This window comes from Streptomyces sp. ICC1 (assembly GCF_003287935.1).
In the GTDB taxonomy this organism is placed as follows: Bacteria; Actinomycetota; Actinomycetes; order Streptomycetales; family Streptomycetaceae; genus Streptomyces; species Streptomyces tritrimontium.
The window spans coordinates 2,775,538-2,791,008 of record NZ_CP030287.1; the positions used below are offsets into that span (position 1 = coordinate 2,775,538).

Below are 15,471 nucleotides of genomic sequence, written 5' to 3' on the forward strand. Positions count from 1 at the left end.
TGGCCGGGAAGGTTTGCCGGGCGCCGCGACCCGGTGAACCTTTCCGGTCACAGCACTAGCTAGGCTGGGGGCATGGACTACGTTTCCGCGCTCGTGCCCCCCTTCGTGATGGCCGTGTTCTTCATCGCGCTCGTCGTGACGATCGTGAAGAGCCAGGGCGGTGCCAACAAGGGCAAGGAGGACGCGGCGGTGGACGCCGTGCTCGCCCGCGCCGAGGCCGCCCGGCAGTCCAAGCCCCAGAACTAGTACCCCCCCGAGGGGGACGGGCGTACGGCTCCTCGAGCCGTACGCCTTCTGCGTATGCCCTCCCACATTTCGCCGCGCGTTGCCGTCCGAATAGCCGGGCAATTCGCCGCATCCCGCACTATCGTGCTGCTGTGCCTCGCCCCTTGGGAGAACTCGAAGACTCAGTCATGACGCGGGTGTGGCAGTGGAACCGCCCGGTCACCGTTCGCGAAGTCCTGGAAGACCTGCAGCAGGAACGGTCCATCGCGTACACCACGGTCATGACCGTTATGGACAATCTCCACCAGAAGGGCTGGGTCCGCCGGGAAGCGGAAGGCCGCGCCTATCGATATACGGCGGTCTCCACCCGCGCCGCCTACTCGGCCGCGCTGATGAACGAGGCCTGGTCGACGAGCGACAACCCCGCGGCCGCCCTCGTGGCCTTCTTCGGCATGATGTCCGCCGAGCAGCGCGAGGCGCTGCGGGACGCCGTGCGGATCGTGCAGCCCGCCGAGGAGCCGGCGGAACCGGCGGGCCCCCCGCCGGCGGCCGCCGCCCCGCCGTCGGCCGATGCCGCCGACGCCGAAGCGGACTCCGGCGGGCGGCAGGGCGAGCCGGGGCGATAACGTCCGGGCATGGGTGAGTTTTCCGCTGCAGATGCAAAAACAGTGACGATCCGCCGAGCGCGCACCGGTGATGTTCCCGCGCTGCGCCGCCTGCTCGACCAGTACGTGCAGCAGCGCATCCTGCTCGACAAAGCGCCGGTCGTCCTTTACGAGGACATCCAGGAGTTCTGGGTCGCCGAACGCGACACCGACGGCCAGGTGGTCGGCTGCGGGGCGCTCCACGTGATGTGGGAAGACCTGGCCGAAGTCCGCACTCTCGCCGTCGACCGAGAGTTGAAGGGCGCCGGAGTCGGCCATCTCGTGCTCGACCAGTTGTTGCGGACGGCCCGCCTGGTCGGGGTGAGCCGGGTTTTCTGCCTGACCTTCGAAGTGGACTTCTTCGCGAAGCACGGCTTCGTCGAGATCGGCGAGACCCCGGTCGAGACCGATGTGTACATGGAGCTGCTGCGTTCCTATGACGAGGGTGTCGCCGAGTTCCTCGGTCTCGAACGAGTGAAGCCGAACACCTTGGGCAACAGCCGGATGCTTCTGCACCTCTGATCGATCACAGCGGGATTTCCCGGGACCACGGTGCGTGTGGCCTATGTCCGAATCGCGCACGTTTCCCTACCCGTTGCGGACCCGAACCTCTCACCGGGGGTTTGTGTTTTCCAGGCAAAAGCGGTTTCCTTTCCGCGTACTGCTTTTCGATGAAAGGAAATCCCGGTGGCACAGAAGGTTCAGGTCCTTCTTGTCGACGACCTCGACGGCGGCGAGGCGGACGAGACGGTGACGTTCGCTCTGGATGGCAAGACCTACGAGATCGACCTCACCACCGCCAACGCTGAAAAGCTCCGCGGTCTGCTCGACCCGTACACCAAGGGCGGGCGCCGCACCGGTGGCCGCGGCGCCGCGACCGGCCGTACCAAGGGGCGCGCTGTCGCCGCTTCGGCCGGAAACCCGGACACCGCCGTCATTCGCGCGTGGGCCAAGGAAAACGGCTACAGCGTGAATGACCGCGGCCGCGTTCCCGCGGAAATCCGTCAGGCGTTCGAGGACCGCAAGGTCTGACCCCGGCGCAGGCGGGCCCGGTGGCATTCCGTCGCCGCCGCCGCGACCAGGCGTACGAGATCGGGTCCGCGCGCGGACCCGGACGGGCCCTGTCCGGGAGCGGGCAGGGCGGGAAGCAGTGCCTCACACCCCTGCCCGGGGGGCCGCAGCCACACGGCGGTTCCCCGGGGGCTCCTCTGTGGATCCGCCTCGCCGCCCGTACCCCCGGCGGGGGGTCCCGGGGGGACCGGTGCCGTGATCCGGCCACCCGTACCCAGGGCGGCGAGATCCAGGGCGACCCCGCCCCATTCCAGCCAGGCGAGCAGTCCTTCCAGCTCGTCGGCGCTCCCCGGGGCCACCAGGAACCGCATCCTGCGGCCCATGACGGCGACAGGACCCGTGGCGACGCGTCCGCGCAGCACCGCGGTCCCGGCGTCGGCCGGCAGTTCCAGCACGTCGAACCGCAGGCCGGTCTCCAACTGGACGGGCGGTCCGCCGACGACGGTCCAGCCGAGCTCGCGCTCGTACCAGGAGGCGGTCGGGGAGACCGGATCGCCTTCCGATCCGCACCCCCCGATCGGGGCGCGGGGGAGCGGGACGACGGCGGCGGGCGGCGCGGTGAGAGCCATGACCGGAGCAACTCCCCAATCGCTGCGGGGTTACGCGCGATGTGACGTTCCGCACGCGGGTCAATGCGGAACGTAAACGTCCGTGGCGGCCGAGTCCCACATTCGGGACGGAGGCGTGTTCGCCCGTAGCGGAGGGATCGGGCGTCACTGACGTGAACTGTCCGCGCTTAGGGGGTAAGACATTCCTAGTGGATCGGGGCGACACGCTGATTTGCACGGTCCGGGACCGGCTTCCGTTCGCCATCGGCGTACACCTGTGACGGGTATCTGCCTGGCCTGCGGGAACATCGTCTCGCACCATCGGGTTGGAGCAGTTGTCGGCACTTGCAGCCGGGTTTTCCCACGGACGTGAGGGTGAGCCGCGGACGGATGTCGGCAGTTGGAATGAGCTGTCCCGCCCCGCGGGACTAGCATGCGGAAGGACAGGGCGGGGACCGACCCCGAACTGCCCGACCGCTCTGAGGAGCGATAAACGATGTTCGAGAGGTTCACAGACCGCGCGCGGCGGGTTGTCGTCCTGGCTCAGGAAGAAGCCCGGATGCTCAACCACAACTACATCGGCACTGAGCACATCCTCCTGGGCTTGATCCACGAGGGTGAGGGTGTCGCCGCTAAGGCCTTGGAGAGCCTCGGGATTTCGCTCGAGGCTGTTCGCCAGCAGGTTGAGGAGATCATCGGCCAGGGGCAGCAGGCCCCGTCCGGCCACATCCCCTTCACCCCGCGGGCGAAGAAGGTCCTGGAGCTTTCGCTCCGAGAGGCCCTCCAGCTCGGCCACAACTACATCGGCACCGAGCACATCCTGCTCGGCCTCATTCGCGAGGGCGAGGGCGTCGCCGCCCAGGTCCTGGTGAAGCTGGGCGCCGATCTCAACCGAGTCCGGCAGCAGGTCATCCAGCTGCTCTCCGGCTACTCCGGCGGAGGCAAGGAGTCGGCCACGGCCGGCGGCCCGGCCGAGGGCACGCCCTCGACCTCGCTCGTCCTGGACCAGTTCGGCCGCAACCTGACGCAGGCCGCTCGCGAATCCAAGCTCGACCCGGTCATCGGGCGCGAGAAGGAGATCGAGCGGGTCATGCAGGTGCTGTCCCGCCGGACCAAGAACAACCCGGTCCTCATCGGCGAGCCCGGCGTCGGCAAGACCGCCGTCGTCGAGGGCCTCGCCCAGGCGATCGTCAAGGGCGAGGTGCCCGAGACCCTCAAGGACAAGCACCTCTACACCCTTGACCTGGGTGCCCTGGTGGCCGGTTCCCGCTACCGCGGTGACTTCGAAGAGCGCCTCAAGAAGGTGCTCAAGGAGATCCGCACCCGCGGCGACATCATCCTGTTCATCGACGAGCTCCACACCCTGGTGGGTGCGGGTGCCGCCGAGGGCGCGATCGACGCCGCCAGCATCCTGAAGCCCATGCTGGCCCGTGGCGAGCTCCAGACCATCGGTGCCACGACGCTGGACGAGTACCGCAAGCACCTTGAGAAGGACGCCGCTCTCGAGCGCCGCTTCCAGCCGATCCAGGTGGCGGAGCCTTCCCTCCAGCACACCATCGAGATCCTCAAGGGCCTGCGCGACCGCTACGAGGCCCACCACCGCGTCTCCATCACGGACGAGGCCCTCGTGCAGGCGGCCACCCTGGCCGACCGGTACATCTCGGACCGCTTCCTCCCGGACAAGGCGATCGACCTGATCGACGAGGCCGGCTCCCGGATGCGCATCCGCCGGATGACCGCGCCGCCGGACCTCCGCGAGTTCGACGAGAAGATCGCGAACGTGCGTCGCGACAAGGAGTCGGCCATCGACTCCCAGGACTTCGAGAAGGCGGCTTCCCTCCGTGATTCGGAGAAGCAGCTGCTGGCGGGGAAGGCCAAGCGCGAGAAGGAATGGAAGGCCGGCGACATGGACATCGTCGCCGAGGTCGACGGCGAGCTCATCGCCGAAGTCCTCGCGACCGCGACCGGCATTCCCGTCTTCAAGCTCACCGAGGAGGAGTCCTCGCGTCTGCTCCGCATGGAGGACGAGCTCCACAAGCGCGTCATCGGCCAGAAGGACGCCATCAAGGCGCTCTCCCAGGCGATCCGCCGCACCCGTGCGGGTCTGAAGGACCCGAAGCGCCCGGGTGGCTCGTTCATCTTCGCCGGCCCGTCCGGTGTCGGTAAGACCGAGCTCGCCAAGACGCTCGCCGAATTCCTCTTCGGCGACGAGGACGCGCTGATCTCCCTCGACATGTCGGAGTTCAGCGAGAAGCACACGGTTTCCCGCCTCTTCGGTTCGCCCCCCGGCTACGTGGGCTACGAAGAGGGCGGCCAGCTGACCGAGAAGGTCCGCCGGAAGCCGTTCTCCGTCGTCCTCTTCGACGAGGTCGAGAAGGCGCACCCGGATATCTTCAATTCCCTTCTCCAGATCCTGGAAGACGGTCGTCTGACCGACTCCCAGGGCCGGGTCGTGGACTTCAAGAACACGGTCATCATCATGACGACCAACCTGGGTACGCGGGACATCTCGAAGGGCTTCAACCTCGGCTTCGCCGCCGTGGGAGACACCAAGACCGGATACGACCGGATGAAGGTGAAGGTCAACGAAGAGCTCAAGCAGCACTTCCGGCCCGAGTTCCTCAACCGCGTCGACGACACGGTCGTCTTCCACCAGCTCGCGGAGGAAGACATCATTCAGATCGTCGACCTCATGCTCGCCAAGGTCGACGACCGCCTGAAGGACCGCGACATGGGCATCGAGCTGAGCGGCGACGCGAAGCTCCTGCTCGCCAAGCGCGGCTACGACCCGATCCTGGGTGCCCGTCCGCTGCGCCGGACGATCCAGCGCGAGATCGAGGACGTGCTGTCGGAGAAGATCCTCTTCGGCGAGCTGCGCCCCGGTCACATCGTGGTCGTCGGCAAGGAGGGTGAGGGCGAGGAAGCCAAGTTCACCTTCCGAGGCGAGGAGAAGTCGGCTCTGCCGGACCTCCCCCCGATCGAGGCCACGGGCTCCGGCCCGGACCTGTCGAAGGGCGCGTAACGCGAAGCGGTACGAAGGGGCGGCCCCGGGACCGAAAGGTTCCGGGGCCGCCCCTTTTCGCGTGGCGCGCGGGCGCCGTCAGATGTCGTACATCTGCGGCACGCTCTCCAGCCGCGCCTGCGGGAAGCGGCGCAGCACCCGCTCCTCCAGGCCCGCGTCCCACTCCTTGTCGTCGTCGTAGACCATGACGCTCCTGAGCGAGGGCAGGTCCGCGTACGCGGCGAGGCCGTCCAGCGTCTCGGCGTGCACGGCGATCTCCAGCAGGTCGCCCAGCGCCGAGACCTGGGCCCAGGCGGCCTTTCCGCCGGGGCGCCAGGGGTGGCCGAGCCACAGCCGCCGCAGGCTCGTGAGCCGCCCCAGGCCGGCCAGGTCCGGATCCGCGTCGTCCACCTCGAGCACCTCGGGGCGGGCTTCGGGGGAGAAGTCCTCGAAGGACCACGGACCGTGCCCCGCGTGCAGCTGGAAGGCGCGCAGCCGGGGCCAGGCCGCGAGGGCCGGGCCGAGGGGGACGGTGCTGTCCACGTAGAGCGACACGTCCTCCAGGGGCAGTCCGTGCAGCGGGGCCAGGTCCCGCAGTCCGGACCAGGCGTTGATGTTGAGCCGTCGCAGCGAGGTGTGGCCGCGCAGGAACTCCGCGTCGCTCCCGCCCTGGAAGCTCCACAGGGTCAGGCCCGACACCGGCTGGCGGGCCAGGAAGCGGGCCAGGGCGCCGCGGGTCACCTCGTGGCGGATGAACAGGTCGGGCGGGGCGGTGAAGCCGCGCAGCGCGTCGAGCCCGTCGTCGGAGCCGATGACGAGGTCGCGGGGCGGCGGGTCCATGCGCGCGAGCACCTCGGCCGCGTAGTGGGGGGTGCCGAACCGCTGCCACCCGCGGGTCAGCGTCTCGCGGACCCGCTCGTCGGGGTCGCGGCAGTAGCCGGCGAGGAAGCCGACGGCCGTCTCGGACCCCGTCTCCATGGCCGCGATCACCGACAGGTGGGCCTCGCTGCGCCGGGCCTCCTCACCGCGGGGCAGCAGGTCAAGGACCAGCGGCCCGATCCGGCCCAGGGCCCGCGCCGCGTCCTCGTCCTTCGGGGGGACGAGCCGGCGGGCGGCCGCCCGGACGCGGTCGCGCAGCTCCGGCTCCAGCTCGGCGGCGTACTCCACGGCCGCGAAGGCCAGCAGCACGGCCCGGTCGGAGCCCCGTACGAGCAGGTCGCCGATGATGGCCGCGCGCTCCAGCGGGCGGCCCTGGGCGACCGCCATGCGGATGACGTCCTCCCACTGGTCGTCCTCCGCGTGCCGGGTGATGACGCCGAGACTGCCCTCGTCCAGGGCCGCCCGCGCCCCCAGGTAGTCCTGGAAGGTGCGGTGGACGAACTCGACGGTGTCTTCCGTAGCGGCCCGCAGCAGGCCGGTGCGCTCCACGAAGCGCCGCAGGACCGCCGGGGCGTCGCCCAGGGCCTGCGCGGCCGGTACGGCGGGCAGCGCGTCGGCGATCAGGGCCGTGGCCCGGTCCCGGCTCATCTCGGTGCGGCCGTTGCGGATGAGCCAGTACGCGAGCCGCTGCAGGAGCTGGAGCTGGGGCTCCTCCGCCAGCCGGGGCAGGCGCAGCTCCCGCTCCACGTCGCGGTCGTGCAGCAGCATCGACAGGGCGGCCGTGTACAGCTCCCTGCGGCCCGCCGGCAGGAAGCCCCGGCGCTCGCGGTGCAGGGCGCAGATCAGCCCGCACAGCAGCGGGCTGGTGGCGAGCCGGGCCAGTTCCGGCTTGGTGCGCAGGGAGTCCAGCAGCTGTTCGCGCAGGTCCCCGCCGGCCTCGGCGGCATCGTGCCAGCGGGTGACGAAGGCGGCCACGTCGGCCCGGTTCATGGGGGCGAGGGTCAGCTCGGTGAACTGCTCGTCGGCGAGCCAGTCCTGCCGGACGGCCGAGGGGCGGGAGGTCACCACCCACCGGTTGCCGGGGTAGGCGGTGAGCAGGTCGCAGAGCCAGTCGCGGGCGCGGGCCCGCTCGGCCTCCGGGATCTCGTCGATGCCGTCCACCAGGATCAGGCCGCGTCCCGCGCTCAGGACCCGGCTCTCCCACCCCTCGGGGGCCTGTCCCTTGAGGGCGGTGGCGACCAGGAAGTCCTCGGGGGCGGGCAGCCGCTCCCCGTAGCGGGTCAGGCTGCGCAGGGGCAGGACGTACGGGACGGGGCCGCCCTCGGCCGCCTCCCGGGCGGTGGAGACGGTCAGCCGCTGGATCAGCGTGGTCTTGCCGGAGCCGGCCTCGCCGCGCAGGAGCACGCGGGGCTCGCGGGCCAGCGCCTCTTCGGCGGTGCCGGGGGTGCGGGCCCTGGGGGCGCCGGCGTCAGGGCCCTCGGCGCCGCCGCGCTGCCGGGGCAGGGAGGCCACCTCCAGGCTCACGTACGCCGTGTCCAGCGGCCAGCGCGCCGAGCCCGGGGGCAGCTCGATGCCGAAGATCGTCAGGCTGCTGTGCCGTTGGGCGAGGTACGCCAGGTACCTGGTCTCGAACCCCGGGTCCCTGGCGTCCTCGCGGGTGGTCCGGGACAGCAGCTCGTCCATCTTGGCGATCAGCTCGGCCTGGCGGCGGGCCTGCTCGACCAGCGCGCGCGGGATGTAGGTGGAGCGGGTGGTGAAGAAGTGCAGGACGTGCAGGCAGGTGAGCTCGAGCAGCCGGTCGTGGAAGAGCTCGGCGTCCCGCCCCAGGCCGGTCGCGGGCGCGGCCCGGCGCAGTGCGGCGGCGAAGGCGGCCGGGCCCATCTCGACCGCCTGGACGTCCTCCATGGCGAGGTCCCCGAGCGCGTGGAGGGTGGCGGCCAGCGCGGCCGCGACGCCCGCCTCCTCGCCCGGCGGCAGCGGCCGCTCGCCGGGGGCCCGCAGGGCGCGGTCGACCAGCTTGTCGGCGAGCGCGCGCAGGTCGTCGCGGGACAGGGTGCGATGCTCGCGCAGGGAGACGTAGGAGGAGATCCGCACGGGCCGGTCCACGAGGTCGGCGCCGGCACCCTCCCCGCGCAGGAGCTTCTTCACGAGGGGGGTCACGACCCCCGAGGCCAGCCGGATCCCCATCACGGATGCGTCCACGAGGCGTGAGCGTAGCTCCAGCCGGAACGGGGCGCAGGGCTTTGGCCCCGGCCGGGGGCCGCAGAGGTCCGGCGCCGGTGACAAGCCGCACAGGGCAAATCGGACCTACTAGGAACATTCGTAGAGTTGGGCGTCCGATTTGCCCCACCCCGAACCCAGTGCGGGGGCGGTCAACAGGCCGGACAGCCTTCCCCGCTCCTACGAGCCCCGTTAGTAAGCGGGGGGTTTGGGGAAGCGCGGGGGCGCGGGTTACCAAGGATGTCGAGCAAGCCCGGCGCCCCCCTCGGAGTGCCGGGCGGCTTCTTGCCCGAAGTGCCGGAGCACCGGTACCGAAGCACCGTCCTTGTCCCCGGCCCCGGAGGTCTCCTTCATGTCCGCGAAGCGCGTCACCACCCGTCGTACCCGTATCGCCGTCGGCGCCACCGCTCTCGGTGCGGCCCTGGCTCTCGGGGCCGGGACGACCGCCGCCTTCGCCGACGAGGCCCAGACCGCCCTGAGCGGCACCGCCCAGCTGGTGGCCGCCCAGGCCGGCGCGCAGGCCGCGGCCGCGGCCGCCGCCGCGAAGCCGGCCGGCCTGTGGGACAAGCCGCTGTCGAAGTACACGCTCTCGGCGACCTTCGGCAAGGGCGGCACCATGTGGTCGCACAAGCACTCCGGCCAGGACTTCGCCGTCCCGGTCGGCACCCCGGTCGACGCCGTCTCGGCGGGCACCGTGGTCAAGGCCGGCCCGAACGGCGGCGGCGACGGCCCGGCGTACGGCAACGCCATCGTGATCAAGCACGCGAACAACACGTACTCGCAGTACGCGCACCTCTCGAAGATCAAGGTCAAGATCGGCCAGAAGGTCTCCAAGGACACGCAGATCGCCCTGTCCGGCAACACCGGCAATTCGAGCGGCCCGCACCTGCACTTCGAGATCCGCACCACCCCGAACTACGGCTCGGCCGTGAACCCGGTCAGCTTCCTGCGCGCGGTCGGCGTCACTGTCTGATCCCCTGCCGCACCCTCCGGGTGCCTCTGATCGCGCCCGGGCCCGGGCGCGATCAGAACAGCATCCAGGAGCCGACCGGCCTGATCGAGGCGTCGATCTTGCCGGGCTTCTGGTCGTTGACCTGCTCCGGCGACAGCGCGATCCGGTAGACCCGCACGCTGTCCATGGCACCGCTCCAGGCCCCGGCCCAGTTGTCCTGCGCGCGGGTCCGGCCCAGTTCCAGCGGCCCGGGGGCCTTGTAGACGCCGGGGACCTTGGTCTCGTTGATCTGCTTGCCGTCGACGAACAGCGTGATCATCTTCGTCGAGTCGTTGTAGGTGCCGGTCAGCTCCGTCATGGTGTTGTCCATCTTGCGGCCCTCGGCCACGACGGTCTTGGTGGTGGCGTCCGCCCCCTCCTTGTCCGTCTGGATCCGGAAGATCCACGCCGGCTTGCCGTTCACCTCGTCCGAGCCCAGCTCGAACGAGAACGTCTTCTCGTTGCCCTGGCTGACGGCGATCTGCCGCCCCTTGGGGGCGCTGTTCGAGACGCGGGCCGTGACGGTGAAGCTCTTGGACACGTCGAGCAGGGCCTTCTCGGACTCGGCGTACGAGTTCGCGGTGCCCGTCGTGCGGAACTCGAACCGCTTGTCCACCGGGACGGTCGAGGCCTCCGCGCCCATCTTCAGGTGCGCCTTGGCGGTGCGGTCGCGCAGCTTCGTCGGGTCGTCCGCCAGGGTCGGGCCGTTGTCCACCGGCGGCTTGGACCCGCTCGCCGAGGGCGAGGCGGAGGGCGAGGCGGAGGCGTCGGCCTTCGCGTCGTCGGGGGCGCCGCCGTCGTCGCCCAGCAGCAGGAAGGCGCCGCCGCCGGCCAGCAGGGCCAGTACGGTCACGCCACCGCCGATCGCCCACAGCCGCTTCTTGCGCCGCTCCCGGTCGGCCCCGTCCGCCAGCGCACCCCAGTCGGGCGCGTCGGACTGCGGCTGGAACCCGCCCTGGAAGCCGTCCTGGCCTCGGAAGCCGTCCTGGCCTTGGAACCCGTCCTGGGGCTGGAAGCCGTCCTGGCCCTGGAACCCGTCCTGGCCCTGGAAGGCGTCGGGCACCGGGGCGCCCGGACCCTGCTGGTACGGGCCCGCCTGCGGGTAGCCGTAGCCGGCGGGCACCTGCGCGGGGCCGCCGGGCGGCGGGCCGAAGGCGCCGGGCTCGGCCGCAGCGGGCGTGGCGGGCGGGTACCCGTAGCCTCCGGGCTGCCCGGCCTGCGGATAGCCGTACCCGGCGGCGGGTATCTGCCCCTGGGGGTGGCCGTCGCCTCCGGGGTGGTGGGCGTCGGGCTCGGGCTGGGGGCTGTGCGGGCGATCCGTACCGTCAGTCATGGATCGGATGCTAAAACATCGGCGTCCGCAATCGAACAGCCGATGGTCGCGATAAGGAACCGATCAGCCCGCCGGGGGCACGACCGGGAAGCTCCCCGTCGCCGTCGGAGCGTGCTCCGGCAGCCACAGCACCGCCACCGCGCCCGCCGCCTCGCCCGCCGCCTCGGCCGAGCGGGAGCGGCCGCCCGGCGCCGCCACGTTGCGGAAGGTCAGCCGGGCGCCCAGCACCCGCGCCTGCCCCTCCGCGATGGTCAGCCCCAGCCCGTGCCCCACCCCGGCCCGGTCCGTGGACCCGGTGCGGAAGCGGCTCGGCCCCTCGCGCAGCAGCGCCTCCGGGAAGCCCGGCCCGTGGTCCCGGACCCGCACCACCCGGCCCTCGACATCGACCTGGACCGGCGCCCGCCCGTACCGCGCGGCGTTGGCGAGGAGATTGCCGAGGATCCGCTCCAGGCGGCGCGGATCGGTGCTGACGATCTCGTCCGCGACGATCCGTACGCTCGCCTCCGGCATCAGCGAGGTGACCCGGCGGCTCACGAACTCGCCCAGCGCCACCTCCTGGAGCTCCGCCCGCTCGGACGCGCTGTCCAGCCGGGCCACCTCCAGCACGTCCTCGACCAGCGCCCGAAGCGCCTGGGCGCGGTCCCGGACGAGCTCGGTCGGCCGGCCCGGAGGCAGCAGTTCCGCCGCCGTGAGCAGGCCCGTCACCGGGGTGCGCAGCTCGTGCGCGATGTCGGCGGTCACCCGCCGCTCGGCCTCCAGCCGCTGCTGGAGCGCGTCCGCCATCGCGTCGACGGCCCGCGCGAGGTCGTCGGTCTCATCGCGTACGACGCCCCCGACCGCGTCCCGCACCCGTACCTCGGGATCCCCGTGCGCCACCCGCTGCGCGGCGGCCGCGGCCTTGCGCAGCCGGCGCGAGATCTGCCCGCCGATGAGCACGCCGAGCGCGGAACCGCCGATCACCACGGCGAGGGAGCCGACGACCAGCGCCCGGTCCAGGTCGCGCACCATGTTGGCGCTCTCCCGGAAGGGATGGTGCAGGGAGAGCACCTGGCTGTTGCCGAGCGGCACGGCGGCCCACACCTCCGGCGCCTTGTGCGGACGCTCCTGCACGTACGTGCCGCGCCGCCCCGAGCGGGCCTTCTCCCGCAGCTGCGGGGGCAGTTCCGGGTCGTTGAGCTTGGCGCCCCAGATCGGCTTGCGGCCCATGTCGGTGTTGCGCGTGGCGATGTACTGCACGCGCTCCAGCTCCGCGTCGCGGGCGCTCTCCAGCATCGAGACGCGGGCAGCACTGTGCACGACCAGGCTCAGCGCGACCGCGGTGAGGGCGCCCACGGCGGCGATGGCGAGTGTGATCTTCCAGCGGATCCCCGTACGGAGGGTGAAGCGCCTCATGCCTTCAGCTTGTATCCGAAGCCCCGGACCGTCTCGATCCGGTCCTGACCGATCTTGGTGCGCAGCCGCTGGACGTGGACGTCCACGACACGGGTGTCGCCGCCCCAGTCGTAGTCCCAGACCCGCTCCAGCAGCCGGTCGCGCGAGAGCACCGTGCCGGGGGAGGTGGAGAACTCCAGCAGCAGCCGCATCTCGGTGGGCGTCAGCGCCACCGAGACGCCCGCCTTGCGCACCTCCATGCCCTCCGTGTCGACCTCGAGGTCGCCGAAGACCAGCACCCCGCGCTCGTCGGAAGCGTCGCCGTCGCCCCCGGCGCCGCCGTTGCGCGGGCCGCCGGCGTGGCCGAAGCGGCGGAGCACGGCGCGGATCCGGGCGACGAGGACGGAGCCGTCGAAGGGCTTGGTGACGTAGTCGTCGGCGCCCGCCTCCAGGCCCAGGACCACGTCGATGGAGTCGGCGCGCGCCGAGAGCATGATGACGGGGACGGTGGACTCGTCGCGGATGCGGCGGCACAGGCTCACGCCGTCCATGCCGGGCACCATCACGTCGAGCAGCGCGATGTCGGGCCGGTTCGCCCGGAAGGACTCCAGCCCGGACAGCCCGTCGGGCATGGCGGTGACCACGAACCCGTCGCGTTCCAGCGCCAGGGTCGTGGCCTCACGGATGACGTCGTCGTCCTCGACGAACAGGACATGGGTATCGGCCATGGGGGAGCTTCGCCTCGCCTCGGTACTCAGTTCTTCTGGCTGACGGCCGGGGCGGGAACCGCTCCGCCGTCCACCACGTTGCTGTAGTCGGTGTGCACCCGGTCCTGCTCGGTGAACCTCTCCCCGTCCCAGCGGTACGTGATCAGGTCCTCGCCCGAAGGATAGGAGAGCGCGTCGCTCTTCCCGTAGACCTGCCTCGTGACGACCAGGTCGCCCCGGTCGATCTCGGCGTAGACGGGCTGCTGCTCGTCCGAGAAGACATTCTCGTACTTCCCGTGGTCCGCCCGGTACACGTACGAGCCGCGGCCCAGGGCGTCGGCGCAGGACAGGACGTTGACGACGATGTCGACCGCCGGACCGCCGGTGACCTTCCCGTAGCTCACGTCCACCGGGTACTCCTTGCCGGAGCACGGTTTCAGGTCCCGTTTGACGGCGGCGCTGACCTTCGGGTCCGCCTTGAGCAGCACGATCGGGTCGATCTTCTCGCCCGGCTTGCCGGACGCACGGGGAGCCGGGGCGGAGGCGGTGCCCCCGTCGGCCTCGGAGGGCGCGGACGACGGCGGGGAGGTCTTGGCCACCGACTCGGTGCGGGCCGGCCCGCCGTCACGCAGCCCCGTACCCCCGGTGGTGCAGCCGGCCGCGAACAGCACGGTGCCGGCGAGGACGACCGTCCCCGCCGACATCAGTACCACTGAGCTCTTGCCGCTCAGACATGGGCCGTTCAGGCCGCGCACCGCTCACGCCCCTCGTACCGGATGGTGTGGTCACCGCGTTCCAGCGCGCGCATGTCCAGGTCCCTGCTCTCCAGTTCCTGCCGGAGGCGGGCCAGTGCGCGGTGCAGGGTGCTCTTCACGGTTCCCGCCGACATGCCGAGCGCCGCGGCCGTCTCCTCGGTGCTCATCTGCTCCCAGTGTCGCAGCACGACCACGCTGCGCTGCTTGGGCGCGAGCACCTTGAGGATGTCCATCAGCAGGGCGCGGTCGGCGCGCTGGTCGGAGCCGTCCCCGACGGAGGCGTCGGGGAGCTGCTCGGTGGGGACCTCTTCGAGCTTGCGGGCACGCCACCACTCGGTACGGGTGTTGATCATGACGCGGCGCAGGTAGGCGTCGGCGAGGGACTTGTCGGCGATGCCGTCCCAGCGGCCGTAGGTGCGGACGAGGGCGGTCTGCAGGAGGTCCTGGGCGTCGGTCGGGTCCGGCACCAGGCGGCGGGCGCTGCGCAGCAGCGCGTCCTGCCGGGTGCGTACGTACTCTTCGAATTCGAGTACCTCGCCGTGCGCCATCTCCGACCGCCTCCGCTGACGTTCAACCGCTGATCCGCTGCCTTACGAGTTCGAAGGTACGGAGGCGTTGTCACGGGCCTGTGCGGGTGAGCCTTCGGTGGGCGCACGGACACCCATAGGTTGTGTAACAGCGGTCGTGAGCTGCGGTTTCTCCGATCCAAGCGGAATCTGCGAGTCAGCTTGAGGGGGCCGGTACGGGCACTGCGGCGGGGTCCGCGGAGGCGCCGGCGGCGGGGCTCGCGGACGCACCGGCGGCGGGGCCCGCGGGCAGCCGGTACATCTGCCCGGCCAGCGGCTCCACCAGTCCGTCCGAGACCAGCCCGTCCAGGGCGCGGGCCCGCTGCACGGGCTCGTCCCAGACGGTGTCGAGGACGGACTGCGGCACCGCGCCGACCGCCTCCCGGAGCACCGCGAGGAGCTTGCCGCGCACCTGCCGGTCCGTCCCGGCGTACGTCTGCCCGCGCCGGGGCGGCCCCTCGTGCGCGGGCTTGCCGGCGAGCCGCCAGGCGCAGAGCCCGGCCACCGGGCAGCGGCCGCACTCCGGGCTCTTGGCGGTGCACACCAGCGCCCCGAGCTCCATGGAGGCCGCCGCCCAGCGGGCCGCGGTGTCCTCGTCCTCGGGCAGCAGGGCGCGCGCCAGGCGCCGTTCGGCGGCGGTCGTGGCGTTCGGCGGGTACTCGACCCCGGTCGAGGTGCGCGCGAAGACCCGGCGCACGTTCGTGTCGAGGACCGCGTGCCGCTGCCCGTACGCGAAGGAGGCCACGGCGGCCGCCGTGTACTCGCCGATCCCGGGCAGGGCCAGCAGCTGCGCGTGCTCGCGCGGTACGTCGCCCCCGTGCCGTTCCGTTATGGCGGCGGCCGCGCCGTGCAGGCGCAGGGCCCGGCGCGGGTAGCCGAGCCGTCCCCAGGCCCGTACGGCCTCGCCGGGGGCCTCGGCGGCCAGGTCGGCGGGGCGGGGCCAGCGGGCGAGCCAGTGCTCGTAGACCGGAAGGACCCGGTTGACGGGGGTCTGCTGGAGCATGAACTCGCTGACCATCACCCCCCAGGGCCCGGCCTCGGGACGGCGCCAGGGCAGATCGCGGGCATGCGCGTCGAACCACGCGATGACGGGGGCGTGCAGCGCGGCGGGGGGTGTGGTGGATGCAGTCATGGCAGACGGCATCCTGGCACGTTTCGTG

The 15,471-nt window shown here is 71.6% G+C and carries 14 protein-coding genes; 6 read left to right on the top strand and 8 right to left on the bottom strand.

Annotated features, from left to right (window positions below):
• Nucleotides 1-72: 72 nt before the first annotated feature.
• The 4 genes from DRB96_RS43755 to DRB96_RS13105 all read left to right on the top strand — a co-directional run bounded on the left by DRB96_RS43755 (nt 73) and on the right by DRB96_RS13105 (nt 1,901).
• On the top strand, nt 73-246 hold the full coding sequence (locus tag DRB96_RS43755) for a hypothetical protein (protein ID WP_204357709.1): 174 nt from the start codon (nt 73-75) through the stop codon (nt 244-246).
• Nucleotides 247-377: 131 nt separating this feature from the next.
• Entirely contained in the window at nt 378-851 is a 474-nt protein-coding gene (locus DRB96_RS13095) for a BlaI/MecI/CopY family transcriptional regulator (protein WP_112448613.1), read from the top strand.
• A gap of 9 nt (nt 852-860) precedes the next feature.
• Nucleotides 861-1,391: an amino-acid N-acetyltransferase gene (locus tag DRB96_RS13100; RefSeq protein WP_112448614.1), complete on the top strand. Its 531-nt coding sequence runs from the start codon at nt 861-863 to the stop codon at nt 1,389-1,391.
• 165 nt (nt 1,392-1,556) lie between these two features.
• Entirely contained in the window at nt 1,557-1,901 is a 345-nt protein-coding gene (locus tag DRB96_RS13105; RefSeq protein WP_112448615.1) for an Lsr2 family protein, read from the top strand.
• On the opposite strand, the gene DRB96_RS13110 is transcribed toward DRB96_RS13105, so the two are convergent.
• Nucleotides 1,874-2,509, bottom strand: a complete 636-nt coding sequence (locus DRB96_RS13110) for an SCO3374 family protein (RefSeq protein ID WP_239516127.1) — start codon at nt 2,507-2,509, stop codon at nt 1,874-1,876. The genes DRB96_RS13105 and DRB96_RS13110 overlap by 28 nt on opposite strands.
• Before the next feature lie 475 nt (nt 2,510-2,984).
• On the opposite strand from DRB96_RS13110, the gene DRB96_RS13120 reads away from it, so the two are divergent.
• Nucleotides 2,985-5,510 carry an ATP-dependent Clp protease ATP-binding subunit gene (locus DRB96_RS13120; RefSeq protein WP_112448616.1) on the top strand — a complete coding sequence of 842 codons (2,526 nt, stop codon included), beginning with the start codon at nt 2,985-2,987 and terminating at the stop codon, nt 5,508-5,510.
• 78 nt (nt 5,511-5,588) lie between these two features.
• On the opposite strand, the gene DRB96_RS13125 is transcribed toward DRB96_RS13120, so the two are convergent.
• Nucleotides 5,589-8,570: an NACHT domain-containing protein gene (locus tag DRB96_RS13125; protein ID WP_239516126.1), complete on the bottom strand. Its 2,982-nt coding sequence runs from the start codon at nt 8,568-8,570 to the stop codon at nt 5,589-5,591.
• Between the two features lie 370 nt (nt 8,571-8,940).
• On the opposite strand from DRB96_RS13125, the gene DRB96_RS13130 reads away from it, so the two are divergent.
• Nucleotides 8,941-9,561, top strand: a complete 621-nt coding sequence (locus DRB96_RS13130) for a M23 family metallopeptidase (protein ID WP_112453389.1) — start codon at nt 8,941-8,943, stop codon at nt 9,559-9,561.
• Nucleotides 9,562-9,613: 52 nt separating this feature from the next.
• Here DRB96_RS13130 and DRB96_RS45895 read toward each other — a convergent pair whose 3' ends face one another.
• The 6 genes from DRB96_RS45895 to DRB96_RS13160 form a co-directional block, all read right to left on the bottom strand.
• On the bottom strand, nt 9,614-10,912 hold the full coding sequence (locus DRB96_RS45895) for a LamG domain-containing protein (RefSeq protein ID WP_112448617.1): 1,299 nt from the start codon (nt 10,910-10,912) through the stop codon (nt 9,614-9,616).
• Between the two features lie 63 nt (nt 10,913-10,975).
• Nucleotides 10,976-12,304, bottom strand: a complete 1,329-nt coding sequence (gene cseC / locus DRB96_RS13140) for a two-component system sensor histidine kinase CseC (protein WP_112448618.1) — start codon at nt 12,302-12,304, stop codon at nt 10,976-10,978.
• On the bottom strand, nt 12,301-13,011 hold the full coding sequence (gene cseB / locus DRB96_RS13145; RefSeq protein WP_112448619.1) for a two-component system response regulator CseB: 711 nt from the start codon (nt 13,009-13,011) through the stop codon (nt 12,301-12,303). The genes cseC and cseB overlap by 4 nt, the downstream gene beginning before the upstream one ends.
• Nucleotides 13,012-13,037: 26 nt before the next feature.
• Nucleotides 13,038-13,694 (bottom strand): hypothetical protein, encoded by a 657-nt coding sequence (locus tag DRB96_RS13150; RefSeq protein ID WP_112453390.1) that lies wholly within the window; start codon nt 13,692-13,694, stop codon nt 13,038-13,040.
• A 38-nt stretch (nt 13,695-13,732) separates the two neighbouring features.
• Nucleotides 13,733-14,293 (bottom strand): SigE family RNA polymerase sigma factor, encoded by a 561-nt coding sequence (locus tag DRB96_RS13155; RefSeq protein ID WP_112448620.1) that lies wholly within the window; start codon nt 14,291-14,293, stop codon nt 13,733-13,735.
• 175 nt (nt 14,294-14,468) lie between these two features.
• Entirely contained in the window at nt 14,469-15,455 is a 987-nt protein-coding gene (locus DRB96_RS13160) for an A/G-specific adenine glycosylase (protein ID WP_239516125.1), read from the bottom strand.
• Nucleotides 15,456-15,471: the final 16 nt, after the last annotated feature.